Annotated in this window: 15 protein-coding genes; 2 read left to right on the top strand and 13 right to left on the bottom strand. The window is 33.1% G+C overall.

What is annotated here, in order from left to right:
* Positions 1-25: 25 nt before the first annotated feature.
* From SJY34_RS13470 to SJY34_RS13445, 6 genes are read right to left on the bottom strand one after another with little or no spacing between them, the layout of a single operon-like run.
* Positions 26-973 carry a carbon-nitrogen hydrolase family protein gene (locus SJY34_RS13470; protein ID WP_400076470.1) on the bottom strand — a complete coding sequence of 316 codons (948 nt, stop codon included), beginning with the start codon at positions 971-973 and terminating at the stop codon, positions 26-28.
* Positions 974-1,876 carry a geranylgeranylglycerol-phosphate geranylgeranyltransferase gene (locus SJY34_RS13465; protein ID WP_400076468.1) on the bottom strand — a complete coding sequence of 301 codons (903 nt, stop codon included), beginning with the start codon at positions 1,874-1,876 and terminating at the stop codon, positions 974-976.
* Positions 1,877-1,931: 55 nt separating this feature from the next.
* The gene (locus SJY34_RS13460; protein WP_400076466.1) at positions 1,932-2,861 is read right to left on the bottom strand and encodes a mevalonate kinase; all 930 of its coding nucleotides are present in this window, start codon (positions 2,859-2,861) and stop codon (positions 1,932-1,934) included.
* A 33-nt stretch (positions 2,862-2,894) separates the two neighbouring features.
* Complete coding sequence (gene mvaD / locus SJY34_RS13455; RefSeq protein ID WP_400076464.1) at positions 2,895-3,989, bottom strand: diphosphomevalonate decarboxylase; 1,095 nt, start codon at positions 3,987-3,989, stop codon at positions 2,895-2,897.
* Between the two features lie 5 nt (positions 3,990-3,994).
* Positions 3,995-4,528 carry a DUF1697 domain-containing protein gene (locus SJY34_RS13450; protein WP_400076462.1) on the bottom strand — a complete coding sequence of 178 codons (534 nt, stop codon included), beginning with the start codon at positions 4,526-4,528 and terminating at the stop codon, positions 3,995-3,997.
* On the bottom strand, positions 4,525-5,799 hold the full coding sequence (locus SJY34_RS13445) for an NAD(P)/FAD-dependent oxidoreductase (RefSeq protein ID WP_400081398.1): 1,275 nt from the start codon (positions 5,797-5,799) through the stop codon (positions 4,525-4,527). The genes SJY34_RS13450 and SJY34_RS13445 overlap by 4 nt, the downstream gene beginning before the upstream one ends.
* A gap of 32 nt (positions 5,800-5,831) precedes the next feature.
* Between SJY34_RS13445 and SJY34_RS13440 the strand changes: the two genes are divergently transcribed.
* A complete protein-coding gene (locus SJY34_RS13440; RefSeq protein WP_400076460.1) occupies positions 5,832-6,683 on the top strand; it encodes a hypothetical protein in 852 nt (283 codons plus the stop codon).
* On the opposite strand, the gene SJY34_RS13435 is transcribed toward SJY34_RS13440, so the two are convergent.
* From SJY34_RS13435 to SJY34_RS13410, 6 genes are read right to left on the bottom strand one after another with little or no spacing between them, the layout of a single operon-like run.
* The gene (locus SJY34_RS13435; protein WP_400076459.1) at positions 6,680-10,354 is read right to left on the bottom strand and encodes a metallophosphoesterase; all 3,675 of its coding nucleotides are present in this window, start codon (positions 10,352-10,354) and stop codon (positions 6,680-6,682) included. The genes SJY34_RS13440 and SJY34_RS13435 overlap by 4 nt on opposite strands.
* Before the next feature lie 33 nt (positions 10,355-10,387).
* Positions 10,388-11,326 (bottom strand): L-histidine N(alpha)-methyltransferase, encoded by a 939-nt coding sequence (locus tag SJY34_RS13430; protein ID WP_400076457.1) that lies wholly within the window; start codon positions 11,324-11,326, stop codon positions 10,388-10,390.
* A 1-nt stretch (position 11,327) separates the two neighbouring features.
* On the bottom strand, positions 11,328-12,494 hold the full coding sequence (gene egtB, locus SJY34_RS13425; RefSeq protein WP_400076455.1) for an ergothioneine biosynthesis protein EgtB: 1,167 nt from the start codon (positions 12,492-12,494) through the stop codon (positions 11,328-11,330).
* A 3-nt stretch (positions 12,495-12,497) separates the two neighbouring features.
* The gene (locus tag SJY34_RS13420; RefSeq protein WP_400076454.1) at positions 12,498-13,721 is read right to left on the bottom strand and encodes an alpha/beta fold hydrolase; all 1,224 of its coding nucleotides are present in this window, start codon (positions 13,719-13,721) and stop codon (positions 12,498-12,500) included.
* A complete protein-coding gene (locus SJY34_RS13415) occupies positions 13,721-14,002 on the bottom strand; it encodes a DUF427 domain-containing protein (RefSeq protein WP_400076452.1) in 282 nt (93 codons plus the stop codon). Before SJY34_RS13415 ends, SJY34_RS13420 begins: the two co-directional genes overlap by 1 nt.
* Positions 14,003-14,014: 12 nt before the next feature.
* On the bottom strand, positions 14,015-15,577 hold the full coding sequence (locus SJY34_RS13410; protein ID WP_400076450.1) for a YdiU family protein: 1,563 nt from the start codon (positions 15,575-15,577) through the stop codon (positions 14,015-14,017).
* A gap of 198 nt (positions 15,578-15,775) precedes the next feature.
* Here SJY34_RS13410 and SJY34_RS13405 point away from each other — a divergent pair, with 198 nt between their 5' ends.
* Positions 15,776-16,984, top strand: coding sequence for a Pycsar system effector family protein (locus tag SJY34_RS13405; protein WP_400076448.1), 1,209 nt, complete (start codon positions 15,776-15,778; stop codon positions 16,982-16,984).
* Between the two features lies 1 nt (position 16,985).
* Here the strand turns inward: SJY34_RS13405 and SJY34_RS13400 are convergent, their stop codons facing one another.
* A complete protein-coding gene (locus SJY34_RS13400) occupies positions 16,986-19,358 on the bottom strand; it encodes a GAF domain-containing protein (RefSeq protein WP_400076446.1) in 2,373 nt (790 codons plus the stop codon).
* Between the last annotated feature and the right edge of the window lie 50 nt (positions 19,359-19,408).

The raw sequence follows: 19,408 nt of genomic DNA, 5'->3' as shown, positions 1-19,408 counted from the left end.
AAGGTATAACAATAGTTTACATTAACTATTTAATTTCCACAGTAGTTTGCCTGTCTGTATTCACAATTAATTTTGTGACATCTGGACGTGAATAATGACCTACAGGATCAAAATTCTGACGTTCTTCTAATACGCGATTAAAATCTATAGTTTGAATAATTAAGCCTTCTTTATGAAGTACAGGTTCAACTATCCATTCACCATCTGGTCCTGCAATACAACTACCTCCATTAGCTAAACTGTCTGGAGCATTTTTTAAAATGGCATCTATATGTGGCGTATCTTTCGGAAAATCTGTTTTAGACATTAAACTCGATACAGAAACGACATAAGAACGTGACTCTCTAGCAATAAATCGCGTAATATCTTTAGTGTTATGATCACTACCAGGCCAAACAGCTATATGTAAATTTTCACCTTGACCATATAAAGCTGTACGTGGCAATGGCATCCAATTTTCCCAACAATTAAGTCCACCAACTGTAAACGCTTTTAAAGGGTGTACTTGTAAACCATTGCCATCGCCAGGTGCCCATGTTAAACGTTCGTCGTAAGTAGGTTGTAATTTTCTATGAACTGATTTAATCTTACCTTTTTCATTTATATAAACCAATGATGCGTAGATGCTATGACCACCTCTATCTAATGGTCGTTCCATAATGCCAAGGTAAATAGCCATTTTATGAGCTTTTGCTAGTTTACAAACTGATTTTAACTCATCCTTTTCAATACAAATAGAATTACTAACGTAATGCGCATGCAACTCTTTATTTACTTTTTTATTCCATTCTGCACCTCCAGTTAAGGCCAACCAGAATGGATATCCTGGTAATAAGGCTTCGCCAAAAACTATAAGCTCACAACTGTTGTTTGCAGCTTCATTAATAGAATTTTCAATCTTTTGCAGTGTGGCTTTCTTATCTAACCAAACTGGTGCAATTTGCGCCATGGCTATTTTTAATTTTGAACTCATTTATATTCGGTTTAAAACGACAGATACGTCAATTAATAATATTGAAAATACTCCAGCAACGATGATAAACTTAAGTATATTGTGAAGTAAAAGATAATGGTTTTTATTATTTGATTTCCAAAGTATAAGTAGATAAATAACTAATAACATTACACTGAGATAAAAGAAATAATACATATGACCGATTTTAAAAAACAAAATCAATATAACAGCTGAAATGATGGTTAGTACAGCAACGACCGTAAGCATTAGTTTGGATGCTTTTTCTCCATAAACGACAGGTACGGTTCTGTAATCTAAAGCTAAATCCCCTTTGAGATTTTCCAGATCTTTTGTCAATTCGCGCATAGATACCAATAAAAATAGAAAAATAGCATGTGCAAATACAACCAGTTCAAAATTCTTATAATAAATGAAAATGGCAAAAAATGGAGTTACTGTTAATATAGCAGAAACCACATTACCAGTCATTGGCTGCTTTTTTAAACGATGCGAATAAAACCAAATGGCAAAGATGTACAGCGCAAAAAATACAACTGCTTTAAAAGATACATAACTGGCAAAAACAACAGCTAAAAAATTTAATACAAAGTAAAACGAAAGCTTTGTGTTTTGGCTTACCAATCGATCTAGCATGGTCTTTCTAGGTCTATTGATTAAATCCTTTTCAGAATCGTAAAAGTTATTTATAATGTAACCAGCTGCTATAGTTGCAGAGGACGCTAAAACTAGCATGAGCAAATTAATATCAAAAAGGACAGACTTAATCGTCTTATCTGGCGCAAAAATATAAATTGAAGCTAAATATTGAGCGATAACAATAACAAGAATATTATAACCACGAACTACCGAAAACAGACTAAAAAATTTGAGTAGAATATGTTTCTGCCGTCTTGATAACATGATTATAGAATGAGATTCTGAAACTTCCGAAGCTTATGAACAGAATGACAAAGTATTAAAAGCTGTATACTACTTCTAACTTATGTGCTTTTAAAGCTTTCTTGGCTTTGTCTATATTCTCCGTAAAACCTAAAATATAGCCACCACCACCAGAGCCACAAAGCTTCAAGTAATAATCGTTAGTTTCAATCCCTTTTTTCCATAGTTCGTGAAACTGCACTGGTATCATCGGTTTAAAGTTATTTAAAACCACTTTAGATAATTGCTTTGTGTTTTTAAATAACGATTTTATATCACCTTTTAAAAAATCATCAACACAAGCATCGGTATGCTTTATAAATTGATCTTTAAGCATGCTACGGAAACCTTCATTTTTCATGTTTTCCATAAAAATACTAACCATTGGCGCCGTTTCACCGACAATGCCACTGTCTAATAAAAATACAGCTCCGTTACCCTCGGTTTGTTGAGATGGGATTCCAGTTGCCTCTATATTGTCTTTAGAGTTAATTAATATTGGAAGGCTTAAATAACTATTTAAGGGATCTAATCCTGAAGATTTTCCGTGAAAAAACGATTCCATTTCGGAGAAGATCGTTTTCAGTTTTAAAAGTTTCTCTCTTGTTAAATTTTCTAAAACTGTAATTTTATTGGAAGTATACTTATCGTAAATCGCAGCAACTAATGCTCCGCTACTACCTACTCCATAACCTTGAGGAATTGAAGAATCAAAGTACATACCAGCATCAACATCCTTTTGTAAAGTATCAATATCAAAAGTCACTAAATCCTTATCTAACTTACTCAAATACGCCACATAACGTTTTAGACTTGCATTAGATTCTATAGCTTCTTCCGTAGGATTTTCATCTACTTTTAAAGCACCATTGTAAAAATTATAAGGAATTGATAAGCCTTTAGAATCTTTAATGATTCCGTATTCTCCGAATAAAAGAATCTTAGAATAAAATAGTGGTCCCTTCATTAATTAAGCAATTTGGTTTAACAAATATACGTATTATAATCTTATTAGGTTTGCACCAAGTCCTATTTGGTCGCAGATATAATGCTCGTTCTGACAGTATTTAGTTAATTCTTTCTTAATAAAATTGAGAACAGTTTCCTTTTCGCTTTCTGGATATAAAACATGAACATTGGCTCCTGCATCTAAAGTAAAACACACATTAGAATTGTTTTCTTCCCTGAACTTCCAGATTTTATTGATGATTTCTAGTGTATTGGGCTTCATCAATATAAAGTATGGCATACTTGTCATCATCATAGCATGGAGCGTTAATGCTTCACTCTCTACAATTTTAACAAACGCATTTAAATCACCTGAAGCCAAAATTGTTTTTAACTTAGCTAGGTTTTCATGGGCCTGTGCAAAACGTTCTTTCGCAAATGGGTGACCATACATTAATTTATGGCCAACTGTGCTACTCACTTGTTTTTCTCCTTTATCTACTAGTAAAATGGTATCTTGATAATTTTTAAAGTTTGAATGAACTTCTCCTTCAAACTTAACACCATATAAATCTGAGCTTTCTGTACTCTCGTTTTGTCCCCAAACTACAAGTTCTCCCTCGATACTTCTGCATGCGCTTCCTGAGCCAAGTCTTGCTATGAATGATGCTTTTTGATTGAAATCAGACTTCTCAACTGCGCTCGAAGTGACAGTATTGGTTAATTCTTGCTCAATACTCATTAAACATAATGCTATGGCACTCATTCCTGATGCTGAAGATGCAATACCCGAACTATGCGGAAAGGTGTTAGAGGTATCAATTTTAAAATGATAATCTCTTAAGAAAGGCATATAGGTTTCAATACGCTCAAAAAAAGTTTGAATCTTAGGTTTAAAGGCCTCGTTTTTTTCTCCTTCAAAATACACATCGAAACTAAAATCTTTACTCTCTTTTTTAGTGTAAGTAACCTCAGTTATGGTTTTACAATCTGAAAGCGTGAAACTTATAGAAGGATTTTCTGGGATTTGATGCTCTTTTTTTCCCCAATATTTAACCAATGCTATATTACTTGGTGACGACCATTTTACTGAGCCATTTTCAATATTGGTATTATATGATTTAAGAATAAAATCTTGTTCTGTCATTGAAATTAAATATCTGACAAAGATAAGAGTTTTACCATTGTTTTATAATTTCTTGATGTGGCATTGACTTTTAATTTTTTTTCGAAAAAATTGAGGTTAAACTTTGCATTTCCATAACCATTAGCACAATAAAAATACAGACAGTCATTTAGAATTTCATATTCCTCATTATCATATGTTTTCTCGTAAGCTTCCTTAACTAAATCTTTATGCGGAATCTCGGTCAGTACCGCGAAGTAACTACTCAGTTTTTTCTCTTCTGGAAATGGGCAATTATCAAATATTGCATTAAGTTGTTCTCTAGTTCTTATCAAAACTGATACGTCGAAACCAAAATACTCTAGAATCGATATTTTGATTTTAGATTCTAAAGTTTTAAAGTCATTATCTGAAGACTGAAAAATAACATTACCACTTTGTATATAGGTTTTTACGTTTTCTAACCCAGATTTAGCGAGTAACTCCCTAAGTTCTGCCATTGGTACTTTTTTATGGCCTCCAACATTAATTCCTCTGAGAAGTGCGATGTATGTTATCATGATTTAGTAATTGATTGTGATACAATATAGGCTCCCGTCCATGCATTCTGAAAGTTAAAACCTCCTGTTACAGCATCTACATTAATAACTTCTCCGGCAAAATATAGATTTGGAATACGTTTGCTTTCAAAAGTTTTAAAGTTGACTTCTTTTAAATCCACACCACCTGCTGTCACAAACTCTTCTTTAAAAGTACTTTTACCAGTTACTTGAAATACAGCTTTTGTTAATTGCTCAGTTAAACTTTCTAATTGTTCCTTATTAATATCCGCCCAACGCTCTGTTTCATTAATATTAGATGCTGAAACCAACTGTTTCCATAGACGTTTTGGTAAATCAAATTGAGTAGAATTAGAAATAGCTTTTTTTGCAAAACTTAGTTTAAAATCTTTAAGTTGATCTAAACACGATTTAAAATCTAAGCGAATAAAATTTACTTCAATTTTAAAATTATAATTCAACTTTGCTAATTCGATTGCTCCAAAAGCCGAGAGTTTTAAAATGGCTGGTGCACTCATACCGACATGTGTAATTAGTAAAGGCCCTTCTGAATTTAAATCTGTTCCTAAAACTTTAATTTCAACATCTTTTGCTACAACTCCTGGAATGTCTTTGATGCGTTTATCTTTAATATCGAAAGTAAATAGTGATGGTACTGGTTGAACAATCGTATGTCCCAAATCTTCCAGTAATTTCCATATCTTAGTATTGCTTCCTGTAGCTATCACAACATCATTACATTCTAAGATCCCTTGAGAAGTTATAATTTGAAAGTTATAATCAGTCGTATTTCTACTATCTGATCTTCTAACGAAACTATATAAAGCGAGGTGATCATCGCGACAATCAATAATAGATTTTACTGAATGATTGTAAAGTACTTCAACATTATGTTTCTTGGTCTCATTCAAAAAACAGTTAATGATAGTCTGGGAGGAATTAGACAACGGAAACATTCTGCCATCATCTTCAATTTTCAACTCAACGCCTCGCTCTTCAAACCAAGCAATTGTATCACCTGTCATAAATCTATGAAATGGCCCAAGCAATTCCTTTTCTCCTCTTGGATAATTTTGTGCCAACTCTGAAGGTATAAATTCGGCATGGGTGACGTTACAACGTCCTCCACCAGAAATTTTTACTTTTTGTAAGCCAGCTTTTCCACGTTCTAAAATCGTAACTGATAACTCAGGGTTTTGCTCAGCAATGTTTATAGCAGCAAAAAAACCTGCTGCTCCACCTCCAATAATTATGATATCTTTATGCCTGATCAATATTAAATTTTTGAAAATTTAAAATTACAATGATAAAGCCCAAAAGTCTAATATTTATATTACTAATTATTTTAAGTTGCGATACAGGTAACCTAAAAACAATGATGGATTTACCCCTAGATTTAAATGAAGTTTCTGGTATTGCCGCAGATACAGTAAATGATGTCATTTGGATGGTCAATGACAGTGGCAACAAACCGATTCTTTATGGTCTTAATAGTAAAGGTGAAATTGTGAAATCTATCGTAATAAAAGCAAAAAATAGAGATTGGGAAGATTTAACTATGGACACCGAAGGTAATGTATATATTGGTGATTTTGGGAACAATAGTAATGACAGAAAGAATCTTTCTATTTTAAAAATTTCCAGTGATTCTTTAAAAACAAATTCTAAATACATTACACCAGAGCGTATTCGTTTTACTTATCCCGAACAAAAAAAATTTCCACCTAAAAAAAGTAAACGTCATTTTGATTGTGAAGCCTTCTTTTTCTTTAAAGACAGTTTGTATTTATTTACAAAAAGTCGTTCACCCAAAGAGAAAAGTAAAACCAATCTTTATCAATTACCATCAAAAAAAGGAAAATACAAAGCCAAATTTTTAAGTAGTTTTGACACTTGTGAAGATTCTGAATGTTGGGTAACCTCAGCAGACATTAATGAAAAAGGGAATAAGATGGCACTTTTAACTGAAAACTCTGTGTTTATGTTCTCAGACTTAAATACTAAAGATTTTTTCAATTCTAAAGTAGAGCGATATACTTTTAGCTACAAATCCCAAAAAGAGAGTGTAGAATTTAAAAATGATAGTACCTTATATATTGCTGATGAATACTTAGGTGTTGACGGCGGAAATCTTTACAGTTTTAGTGTCAATTAAAACCCAAATCCTAGCCTAAAAGCTAAACGCAAACCATCCTCACTATTAAAAGCTGAAATATTTCCAGTAAGCATATTTGCCATATTTACAAATACACCTCCACCAAAAGAATTGTTCCATTTTTCAGAATTATCATTATCTATCCATACACGACCGTAGTCTAAGCCTCCATAGACACCAACATGAATAGGCAACAATCCTGTTTTAAGATTTCCAAAATTCCAACGTATATCAGTAGATTGCGAGAAAGCCGATTTCCCTGTAAATCTTTGAAAACGATAACCACGTAAACCATTGTCAGCACCCAAAGTAGCACCTTGATAAAACTCAAAATCATCACCTAGATTAATATGCGCTCTAAAGTCCGTTGCCAAAACTAATTGACCGTCTGGAATTAACTTATAATCAAAACCTAACTCTGGAACAATGTAACCAAACCCCTTTTCTGTACTTACATTATTCTTGTATCCAACCTGTAACGATGTTTGGAAACCAAGTGTAGGAAAAGCTTCATTATCCTTGTTGGCAAAATGATATTTAGCATCTACTCCATAGAAATCTTGCTTATCAAAAACGGGATTATCTACTGGTATATTTTCTACAAAACGGCCTTCTGTACGTTCTACCTCATTACTTTCGTATAACACACCAACTTTAAGACTTCCTCCTAATTGACCTCTCCATATTAACGATGGCATCACTTTTACTGTTCTAATTTTAACTCGATTATAGTCTAAATCAAAATTATCTTCATCTTCTACATTTGGGTTAAGGGTTTCATTACCAAAACCAAAGAAATTCACTGCAAAATTTGGACTATTAAAATGAGCGTCAAAACCAAAGTTTATATTAGGAAAAATATTGGCAAACTCACCACTATAATTTAAATCATAACCACTCGTAGCAAAATAATAGGCAGCAGAAATATTATGTTGCGCAGTAAATGGATTGCGCTCAAAGCCATAATTAGCAATAGTTGCCGCTGCACCAATTCTAAACCCATCATCAGGATTTGCTCCGAGGCTTGGTAATATTTGAAAGGTATTGTTCTTTAGCTTTCTGTAATCATAAACATTGGTACTATAATTATCGCTGAATTTTTTATGCCCTTTGTTGGTAAGTACAGTATTTTTTTTGGATTTGTAATCGTAATAAACTATTCGCTTCCCATTTTCAATGTTGTACGTGTCATTGTTTTGCCCACCAACCAATCGCACTTTTATGTCATGATCACCTGTTCCATTAACATGAAACGTATCGTCATCATCTAAAGCATAAATCCAGATTTCCTTGGTTTCATCATGATTGTATATACGCTCGTGAAATTTATCTTTCTTCTCTCCTCCTTTAATACGATAAGCTGTAACTTTGGTTTGTCCATTGGGCATGCGCTCAACATCAAACCAATCATCTTTGTTAGTACCCTTTATGACCGCAAACTGGTTTACTAATACGTAATAACGGTCAGAAATCTTTTGAAGATTAATTAGTCTTGCTTTTAACTTGCGCTTTATTTGCTCTAAAATTTCATCGCGTACTTCTTCAGGCATATTCATAAATGCCTTTTCTATTATATCATCTGTAATATTCTGTTGAATATGCTTTACTTCTGCATCCCAAACGGCTTTTTTAGATTGTGTAATTAATTCCATATCTAAAGGATAAGGCTCGACATTTACACCTTTTACATCTTCTAAATCATCAGAATATTCTCGTAATAAGCGAGCCGTAGGTATTAATTTTACAGCTGCTCCTAACAAAAACCCATCAGCCATAATGGAAAAAGCTTGGTCTCTATCGCGAGGCATAGGTCTATAGATTTTTTTGCCATCTTCCTTAAACTCTATCCAACGCCATTGGTCTTGGTGTCTATCCCAATCGCCAATAAGCATATCAAATAATCTCGCCTTGATATAAGCAGCTTCATCAATGACAATATCTTCATCTTTATGGATTTTTTTCATCATATCATCTGTACTGATAAGCTTATCTTGAAACCCAAAACTGGCTTGGTTGCTATGACCTTCCGAAGTATGTTCTTCAATCATATATAATTCATCACCAAACTCATCATTGTACCTACCTAGTCGTTCTTGTTTTGGAATATAGTATAGCACCGGATTGGTATGATAAACACCAATAGCATCAGCCAAATCACCAATAACAAAAGGTGCATAAGGATGAGAGCCAGTAAAGACGTCTAAGATTAAATCTTCAGTAGCAGTATCATCAAATTGCCCTTCTATGTATTGGTCTTTAAATAATACGGCTTGTAAATATTGTAAAGCTTGTTTTCTCAAGGCACGCATAACGTATTGTGTTCCGTTTTCATCTTCTAATCGCAATGATTTTGATTGATTTCCACCACCTTTTCTGATGGGTTTGAGTCCTCCAAAAAGCGTGTCTAAACTTACATTGGGAGCTTTTATTTTAGTACTGAAATATTTTCTATAGCGGTCTCCCCAAAGAAATTTGTAAAAACCTCCAACTTCTGTTTCAGCTTCAGAATAAATAGAAGCAGAAGTATGCGAAGCCTTATTTTCGTTGTAATTGATATTGGTTTCTAATGCATTAGCTGGTAATACTTCAGACTGAAAAACAACTTTATCATCATCTGCCGAATAAAACTTCACATGAGACGAACCATCTTTATAAATATTAAGCTTGGCAAAACCTTGAGTACCGTATGAAAATATACTACCACCAACATTTCTAGTCCCTGAAACCTTAGAGCCAGAACCACTTACAATTTGATGCAGATTGTCTTCAATTATATACTGAAGATTATGATCATGACCAGAAGCGAAAATCACCTTCTTATTTGCTTGGGCCAAAGTCACCAAACGTCGTTTTAATTCATTGTAACGTGAGTTTTGTATATCGACATTAGCTACACCACTTGTTTTTCTAATTACATTTTTTAATGTCCCTAAAATAGGGATTGGTTTCATGTGGCTTCCAAAAGTAAATTGGCCTCCATGAGAACCATTAGTATACATTGGATGATGCAAAGCCACGATAGTAGTTTTACCTCGGGCTTTTTTAATTAAACTATTGAATTCATCCAAAAACATTTGCCGTGTCTTAATATCACAGTCATCGTTAATTGTTGGATGATTATTCCAGTTGGTGATGTACCAATGCGAATCTATTATAATAAGTTCTATCTCTTCGGAAATATGAATTTTATCAATTGGGCAACCATTTTCTGGCAAAAAGGTATTTTTGCCCAGTGCGTCTTCCACGAATTTTTCTTGATCTTTTAAGCCTCTAACGCCAGAATACCAATCGTGATTACCAGGAATAAAAATAGTTTCACCTTTAAAATTTTTTGTAGCTTCTGTTTGTACTTTTATACGATGCTTGGTCAACTCATAGTCTGAATCTGATTTTTGAAGCAGACCTTTAGGGTAAATATTATCTCCAAGAAAAAGAGCAGTACTATTTTCGGGTGCCTTCTCTAGCTCTGATTTAAAAGCTTTTAAAGCCTTAGAACTTTCACCAATATTAGAATTACCTGCATCACCAATTAGATAGAAACTGTGCTCTATCTCCTTATTTGCTGATATTTCCTTTTCTGCACCTGCAATCACCTGATTTTTATACGTTGCACATGAATTTAATATAAAAATCAAGGTTAAATAGATGCCGAATTTATAATATACTTTCATCAAATATTCTAGTTGGTTATAAAAAAATACGAATTACTTCTCCCAAAGACTATCAGTGAAATAATGCTTACAATCCATAAAATTGGTAGTTACTTGAAAATCTGAGGCTTCTGCTAAGTTACGAATTTCACCTAGACTATATTTTTTTGAAAGCTCGGTCCAAATGAGTTCATTATAATCTAAATCAATTTTAGTATGTAACTTTTTTAGGTAAACAGATTGCTTTCTTAAGCTAATGATATAACTTTTAACATCACCAGTAATAGGGTTATAGTGACAGTAAAAATCAAAATCATCAATTTTAAAATCGGCTTCTAATTCTCTGTTAATCCTTAAAAGTAAATTAAGATTAAAGCGTTTTGTTATACCATGTTTATCATAATATGCATTATGAATTAGTATTGGATTTTTCTTTAAATCAAAACCAATGAGAAGCTTATCTCCTAACTTCATGACGTCATTAAATAAGTCTAACAGATTCTTGGCTTTATTTTCATCATAGTTTCCGATATTTCCACCCAAAAACAACAACAAACTTGGATAATCACTCTGTTTGTTAACTTTTAGGATTTCAAAATAATCTCCAACCTTAGGTTTAATATTCAAATTAGGTAGTCGTTCTTTTAATCTTTTGGTAAGAGCACCTATAGCTTCTTGCGAAATGTCAATAGGTACGTAATTAAATTCGATATTCTTATTCACCAAATATTCTAAAAGTTTAAAGGTTTTTAATCCATCACCAGCTCCTAATTCTACAATATTAAAAGGTTTAGAAAATTGTAAAGCGTCAATAATCTGTTTGGATTGCATGGACAATATCTCAAACTCGGCATTAGTGAGATAATACTCTGGCATATTCATTATTTCCTGAAATATGCGACTGCCATTGTCATCATAAAAGTACTTGGAAGATAAATATTTATTTTCTGCTGTTAAGCCAGCTAGCACATCTTGTGCAAAGTTGTTTGTCATATTATTTTGCTAATCGAATTCCGGAAAATAGCCAACGCATTTCAGGCTGAAAAAAATTTCTATACGTTGGTCTGCTATGATTTGTTGAAGTGGCTACAGAAGCACCTCTAAGTACCATTTGATTAACCATAAATTTACCATTGTATTCACCAAGAGCACCTTCTACTTTAGTGTAGTTTGGATAGGGTAAATATGCGCTATTGGTCCATTCCCATAGCTGACCATATTTAAGTTGATTCGAAGCAACTTCCCATTCAAATTCTGTTGGTAAGCGCATTCCTTTCCACTGCGCAAAGGCGAATGCTTCGTAAAATGTAATGTGACTTACGGGTAAATCAGTCTCTACTGCTTTAAAACCTTGAAGCGTATAATGCGTCCATTTTCCATTGACCTTGTGCCAATATAAAGGTGCTTTTAAATTGTTATTTTGAACAAACTCCCAACCATCGGCATGCCATAGATTGAAATCTTGGTAACCACCAGCTTCAATAAATTCTATATATTCTGAATTGGTTACGAGTCGATTTGAAATCTCATAGGCTTGGAGATAAACCTTATGCCTTCCTAACTCATTATCCCAACAAAAGTTATCACTCTTATGACCTATTTCATAAATCCCTTCCAAAATCTGAATGAATTCTTGATGATTTTCTTCTTCCTGTAACTGAATTTTATAATCTAATTTCGGAAACGAGGGCTGGTTCCCAAAAATGTATTTAATATCATAAATTAGTAACTCTTGGTGTTGTTGCTCATGCTGCAAGCCTATTTCAATAATAGCTCTAATGTCTTCTGAGATACCTTTAGAAATAAAATCTGCAAGTTGCTCATTTACATAAGTTCTAAATGCAAGAACCTCATCTAAAGTCGGTCGTGTCATTAAACCACGATTTGAGCGAATAATTCGTTCACCAACATTGTTGTAGTAACTATTAAAATAGAATGCAAAATCTTCATTAAATACTTTATAATCTGACTTAAATTCTGTTAATACAAACTGTTCAAAAAACCAAGTGGTATGTGCTAAGTGCCATTTTGGTGGTGAGACAAATTCTGCTGGTTGAATGGAAACATCTTCTGCTTTTAAAGATTTACAAATAAGTTCTGTTAGATATCTTACTTCTAAAAAATGTTCTTTTGTAATTGTATTGGCTGTTATTGTTTGCAATGGTTAATCTTGAATTATTTGAGTTTCAAAAATCACCTCACTTGCAATGGTTTTATGCACTGGACAACGTGATGCAATTTCTTTTAATCGTTCCTTTTGAGCGTTATCTAAGTTACCAACAAATTTTAATTTTTTACTTACATGATCTAAGTATTTTGGTTTCTCTATTTCAACTTGTAAATCGTCACTATGTTTTCTAGAATGAGAGATATAAACAAATACCTCTTGCAAATCCCATTGCTTGCGTTCTGCATACATTTTTAATGTCATAACTGTACACGCAGCTAATGCTGCATTTAAGTATTCGTATGGTGATGGTCCAAAATCACTACCTCCTATACTCGCAGGCTCATCTGCAATAAACGTATGGTTTTTCGTTTGAATGGATGTTGTAAAATTATCTTCTATAATATTTAAATGACCTACCAGTTGCTCACCTTCTGTACTCAACATTACATTTTCTACCTTCGGAAAATAACGTCTTGCCCATGTCCCAATAATTTCACCAACATATTTACTATCTTTTTCTTGAGATAATAAATGGTCGGCATCATCTAATGTGACAAAACTTTTTGGATGAAGTGCTTTATGATATAATTGCTGTGCATTTTCAATACCAACTATTTTATCGAATGGCGAATGCATTATCAGTAGAGGTTTTCTTAAATTCTTTACAGTTTCTGGCAAATCTGTTTTATCAAATTCTGAAACAAAATCCTGATTAATCACAAAAGGTCTTCCTCCAATATTAACTTCAACATTACCTTTATCTTTAATATCTTCAACTTGATGTGAAAACAAATGCGTCACATGATTTACTGTTGCAGGTGCTCCTACTGTTGCCACCGCTTTTACAGCTTCAATTTTTGAGGCTGCAACCAATACTGCAGCTCCTCCTAAGGAGTGACCAACTAATAGACTTGGCGCTTTGTAATGCTCAGTCATATAGGCATGAACGTCTAATAAATCTTCAACATTTGCCGAGAAATGGCTATCCGCAAATTCGCCTTCACTTCTACCTAATCCTGTGAAATCAAAACGTAATACAGCAAATCCATCTTGAGTTAATGCTCTACTTAAATGCTTTACGGCATTAAGATTACTGCTACATGTAAAACAGTGTGCAAAGATGGCGTAGTAATTTGGTTTTTGATTTGCAGGCAGTTCTAAACTTGCATTTAGTGTTAATCCTTTCCTATTTTGAATTTTTAGTCTAGTACTCTTCATTAATCTTCAATTTTTACACCTCTCCAAAATGCTACTCGATTTTTAATTCCTTTTGCCAATTCTGATACTTCTGGATAGAACCAAGCTGCATCAGGATTCTCTTTTCCATCAACTTCAATCGTATAATACGATGCGGTGCCTTTCCATGGACAAACCGAATGTAGTTCACTTGGTTTAAAGAATTCACTTTTAATACTATCGTGAGGAAAATAATGATTGTTTTCTATAACAACGGTATCGTTACTTTCGGCTATCACTTTGTTATTCCAAATTGCTTTCATATTAGTTTTGTTTTAAGAACTACAAGACAACATTGAACAACCTACTTTATGTCTTGCCCAATCTGGTCGTTTAGCAAACCATTTTTCGTTTTCTGGTTGTTCTGAATAAGGTTGCTTTAATAGTTCAAATAATTCATTAATTAAATTGTAGTCTCCTTTGTCTGCATCATCTATAGCTAACTGCGCCATATAATTTCTGAGCACATATTTTGGATTGACCAAATTCATTTTGACCTGTCGTTGTTGGTCTGTTAGTTCTTCTAATTGTAATCTTTGGTCGTAGGTTTTAAACCAACCTTTCCATTGCTCCAAAACTTCATTTTTAATATCGTCTAGTTTATAAAATGCATCATTAACAATTTCAACTCCTAATTCAGAATTACCTTTTTTATAGTCAGATAATAACCTAAAGAAGATTGTCATATCGGTTTCAGAAAGTAATAGACAATCTTCCAAATCTGTCATTAATTTTGAATCGTTTTCATCTTGAAGCTTCAATCCTAATTTGGCACACATCATATTTAATGACTTAACTTCAAAATCTTTCTGATAATCATTTAAAATAGTTTCAAAAGGTTCTGGATCTTCAACCAATGGATATAAAGCATTGGCTAGTTGTAATAAATTCCAAAGTCCAATATTAGGTTGATTGCCATAACGGTAACGCTTATTTTGTCTATCCGTCGTATTTGGTGTCCAACCAAAGTCAAAATCCTCTAACCAACCATATGGTCCGTAATCAATAGTTAGGCCGAGAATTGACATGTTATCTGTATTCATAACACCATGTACAAAACCTACACGTTGCCAATGGATTATCATATCTAGAGTTCTATTTGCAACCTCTTTGAAAAACTTGATATAAGTGTCTTTTAAAGGTTTGCCTAATTCAGGATAGAAATATTTGATGGTATAGTCGGTTAATTGTTTGAGATTTTTGACATCCTTCCGAGCCGCGAACAATTCAAAATTTCCAAAACGAATAAATGTTGCTGCTACTCGACAAACAATAGCACCTTTTTCGTAGTCTGCATTACCATCGTACAGCATATCTCTAAGTACATCATCGCCAGACAACATTAAACTTAAAGCTCTTGTTGTTGGTACGCCTAAATGATGCATGGCTTCACTACACAGATACTCTCTGATTGAAGACCTCAACACAGCCAAACCATCACCTTGTCTAGAATATGGTGTTTCACCCGCTCCTTTAAGCTGTAATGCCCAACGTTTTTTATTATGCTCAATTTCGAAAAGATTAATGGCTCTTCCATCACCGAGCTGACCAGCCCAATTACCAAATTGATGACCTGCATATGCCATTGCATATGGTTTTGTTTTAGGCTGAATCTTTGCACCCGAAAACACATTTAAAAAATCCGTTGACTTTAAATCCTTTTCATTTAGCCCAATAGATTTGGCCATTTCTTTTGAAACATGAATTAGTTTTGAACCTGAGGGCACCTTAGGCATCACATAAGAATGTGTGGCTTTAAACACCTGTCGCCTTGTATTATCTAGATTAGTATCTGAGGGTAATTCTTTATTAAAAGTATCTTTTATGTTCAACTTCATAGATAGAAGCTTTGAGGTTTTGATTAGCAGAAAATGTATTTACTACTCTCTATTCGTAATTATCTTAAGTAAATTTCGTCTATGTAATAGTCGTTATAGTATCGATTACTTTGCAACATTAATGGACTTTAGCTAAGTTACTACATTAGTAGTGTATTAGGTTATAAATAATTCTTAAATTAGACTACATTTATCTTTATGGAAACCATTTTATTAGAAGTCGAAAAGTATGTGATTTCATTTTTAAATGAAAATCTCAACAAATCCTATATATATCATAACCTTGCCCATACGCAGCGTGTCGTTGAAAAAATAAAAGAAATAGCTGAAGCTGAAGCAATAGCAACTAAAGAAAGTCAGATTTTATCAATTGCTGCTTGGTTTCATGATACTGGATTTACTAAAACTTGTGATGGGCATGAGGAAGAAAGTACAATCATTGCTGAATCATTTTTAATTAAGCATGATGTAACCAAAGAAGATATTGAATCTGTTAAGCAATTAATATTGGCAACTAAAATGGTTTATGAACCTAAAAATAAACTCGAAAAAATCATTAGAGATGCTGATTGTTCTCATATCGCCAGTAAAAATTATGATGGTTTAAAAGCCTTATTACGGAAAGAATGGGAATTAACCATGGACAAATTTTTGAGCGATACTGATTGGTTACAAGAAAATATTGAATTTCTAACCAACCACCATAGATTTTATACAGATTATGCTTCTGCTAATTGGGAAAAAGCAAAAGGGAAAAATTTAGCTCAATTATTAAAAACTCAAAAGAAATTAAAGCAAGATAACGCAAAACTTAAGCAAAAGAAAGACGAATTGAGTTTCAAAAAAAACAAAATTGAACTGCCTGAACGCGGCATAGAAACCATGTTTAGAGTTGCGCTTCGTAATCATATTACATTGAGTGATATTGCAGATACAAAAGCCAATATTTTATTGTCTGTAAACGCCATTATTATATCCTTAGTACTTTCGAATTTAGTGTCTAAACTAGATAATCCGTCCAATGATTATTTAATATGGCCAACTGTTATTTTCGCATTGTTTACAGTTGCTTCCATTGTTTTGTCTGTTTTGGCAACACGCCCAAATGTCACTAAAGGCAAGTTTAGCAAACAAGACGTTGCGGACAAAAAGGTAAACTTATTATTCTTTGGGAATTTCCATAAAATGAAACTCGATGAGTTTGAGTGGGCTATGCATGAAATGATGAAAGACAGAGATTATCTATATGGTTCTTTAACAAAAGATCTTTATTTCTTAGGATTGGTTTTAAATAGGAAATACAATTTACTTAGAACAACTTATACCGTGTTTATGATTGGTATTGTTGTAAGTGTTATTGCTTTTGGTATTGCTTTTCAGTTCTCTGGTGCACCAGCAACTATGTAATTTAAGACTTAATCTCTTTCATTAAATCATCATAAGTATAAAATTCCTTGTCGTCTTTGTCCTTGTGATAAAGTACGCTAACTCTTATAGCTTTTAATCCGGTTACGGCTTGTAAGTCTTGTAACTCAACAATCTCTACATCGTTATCTAAATACTTTTTAGATTGTAAGAACTTAATATATTGTAAATACTCTTTTTCGTCTTCTTTTTGGGAATAGACAATACTAATTTTGCCTTTTTGCGTAACACGCTGAGTAGTTCCTTTTATGTAAGCTTTATCTACACGCTTCTTAACAATTTCGTATCTGGCATTATATGTACCATCTACATCAAATTGCTTTTCATCCATTCTAAAACTTATAGACAACGGCTGATTAAATACCAAAATCATAGAAGCCACATCTAAAGCTACCGGAAATTGAGATTGCATCTGGTAATATGAGTTTTCCATTTCTACCATCACCTGCAACTGCCATAATCTTAGATTATAAAGATATATTGGATTAAAGCTATCTTCCTTGGTAAGCGACTCTCCAATATACATATTGTGCTCAACACCATCTGTTTTGAAACGCTCAAAATAGTGAGGATACATAAGTTGTGCTTCTACTTGCTTTTGGTCCAATAACGAAGCCATTTCCTTATTGATTAAAGCAATAGTATCATCATAATGTTTTCTATGGTGATACAATACTTCTACAGTATCATCTATGCGATTAAAGTACTCATCGATGTCAGATTTCAATTCATCTGTTGTGTATAGATGTTTTAGTACTGGCTCAATTTCGTCTTTAATGAATCCTGATATTTGCTGCTCACTATCAACTTGAAAGTTAGTTTCGAGTCCTTTTAAAAAGTTCTCCGCCTGATAAATATATTGCTCATAAATTGGCAATTCTTCTAAACCAGAAGCGTTTTTTAGAATATTTTGAACAGTTTTTAACTGTAAAGTCAAATCTTGCTGTGTTGCCCAGTTTCTAGCCTCTGAAGATCCTTTAATATCTATTTGACCGTAGAGAGGGTAAATATTTTCGAATGCTATTTTATTAAAGTTGGGTTCTTTACCATTCATTTGGGCTTTAATAAAGTTTTTAGCCTCTTTTTCGAACCTCCAATGTACACTTGGATGGATAGATGTACACTCTTTCTGAATAATTGCTTCTATAAGGTTCTCTTCTTCATTTTTGGAGCGCTCTACAGCAGAAATAATAAAAGGCATTATATCTATCAACTTATTGGCATTGATACTATTTAATACCTGAGGTTTCTTTGAAACAATTTCAAGAATTCCCATTAAGCCTTCATCATTTGCTATAGGCGCAAAAATGGCACTTTTAAAACCTTGTTCATGCAAAACTTTAACGTGTGGTGCTTGACCTTTTGAAAGCTTATAAAGTTTATCTACATCAGAAATTGAAAAATACGAGTTTTCTTTTAAAAGCCGATTGTATGTCCAATCACATAAGGCATCTGAACATTTTACACTATCAAAATTATTAATTAAGAAACTATTCATCCCTACGCCATAAACACGCTCAAACGTTTGTTCTTCTTCATTGTAAATTGAAAAGCCAACCTCTAAACTCTTAAACCCGAATAATGAGCGGAAGATTTCATAAAAACCTTGCATAAAGCTTTCATCTTTACGCTTATCTTCGCCAATAAGAGATGATTTAATATTAGAAATGGATTGGTCATCGGTAACATCAAAAATATTTGAAATTACAAAGCCTTTGAAATCGTAACTGTTTGGTGGAAATTTTTCTTTCCAGAGCTCTATGTTTTCAAAATTATCCAATAACTCTTCGTAATCCTCTTTGGTAATCTTAGGTGCATTATCTCTTGGAATAATTTCTGTAAAGTCGGCATTATACAAAATTTTATAATAACGCGTGATGCCATTGGCATCTGGTATTTCGTAGAAAAATGGTCGTTTAAAATTTAAATTATAGCCATAACAGAAGTTGAGAATAATAGTACATGCGATAATATACCTTTGATCCGTAGGCATATTTTTTATTTGCAACTCAAAATCATCACCTGCAGTTTTCAACAAGGACTTAAAGCGCTCTGATTTATTAAAAATAACATCTTGAAAAGGCACAGATGCTGTTTTAATTTCGTTTTTAGTTAAAATAGGACTAAATGAATCTTGTAGAATTCCTGCAATCTCTTTTTCGTAGGTATCAAGTAATTTTAAATCGCTAAACCCATCTCTCAATACTGGATTATCTTCTGCAATTTTTAAAACACGACGTGCGTTGGCAGCAATAAAATCATTATCGGCCTTAATTAAACTTTCGTATTGGCTTAATAATTTATTAAAACTTACTTTGATTACCAGAGGTGAATCTATGTTGTCATTGATATCCAAACTGTTAGGTTTTTGTATATAAAGTTACGAATAATTAAAATAGTCGTTAA

The organism is Winogradskyella sp. R77965 (assembly GCF_044594915.1).
GTDB lineage: Bacteria > Bacteroidota > Bacteroidia > Flavobacteriales > Flavobacteriaceae > Winogradskyella.
The sequence above is the reverse complement of the archived record's forward strand: the minus strand, read 5'-3'. Positions and strand labels throughout refer to the sequence as shown.

Excerpts from the sequence above, each read along its gene's own strand:
- SJY34_RS13470 (WP_400076470.1), bottom strand. The coding sequence starts at position 973 with ATGAGTTCAAAATTAAAAATAGCCATGGCGCAAATTGCACCAGTTTGG.
- SJY34_RS13465 (WP_400076468.1), bottom strand. The coding sequence starts at position 1,876 with ATGTTATCAAGACGGCAGAAACATATTCTACTCAAATTTTTTAGTCTG.
- SJY34_RS13460 (WP_400076466.1), bottom strand. The coding sequence starts at position 2,861 with ATGAAGGGACCACTATTTTATTCTAAGATTCTTTTATTCGGAGAATAC.
- mvaD (WP_400076464.1), bottom strand. The coding sequence starts at position 3,989 with ATGACAGAACAAGATTTTATTCTTAAATCATATAATACCAATATTGAA.
- SJY34_RS13450 (WP_400076462.1), bottom strand. The coding sequence starts at position 4,528 with ATGATAACATACATCGCACTTCTCAGAGGAATTAATGTTGGAGGCCAT.
- SJY34_RS13440 (WP_400076460.1), top strand. The coding sequence starts at position 5,832 with ATGATAAAGCCCAAAAGTCTAATATTTATATTACTAATTATTTTAAGT.
- SJY34_RS13435 (WP_400076459.1), bottom strand. The coding sequence starts at position 10,354 with ATGAAAGTATATTATAAATTCGGCATCTATTTAACCTTGATTTTTATA.
- SJY34_RS13430 (WP_400076457.1), bottom strand. The coding sequence starts at position 11,326 with ATGACAAACAACTTTGCACAAGATGTGCTAGCTGGCTTAACAGCAGAA.
- SJY34_RS13420 (WP_400076454.1), bottom strand. The coding sequence starts at position 13,721 with ATGAAGAGTACTAGACTAAAAATTCAAAATAGGAAAGGATTAACACTA.
- SJY34_RS13415 (WP_400076452.1), bottom strand. The coding sequence starts at position 14,002 with ATGAAAGCAATTTGGAATAACAAAGTGATAGCCGAAAGTAACGATACC.
- SJY34_RS13410 (WP_400076450.1), bottom strand. The coding sequence starts at position 15,577 with ATGAAGTTGAACATAAAAGATACTTTTAATAAAGAATTACCCTCAGAT.
- SJY34_RS13405 (WP_400076448.1), top strand. The coding sequence starts at position 15,776 with ATGGAAACCATTTTATTAGAAGTCGAAAAGTATGTGATTTCATTTTTA.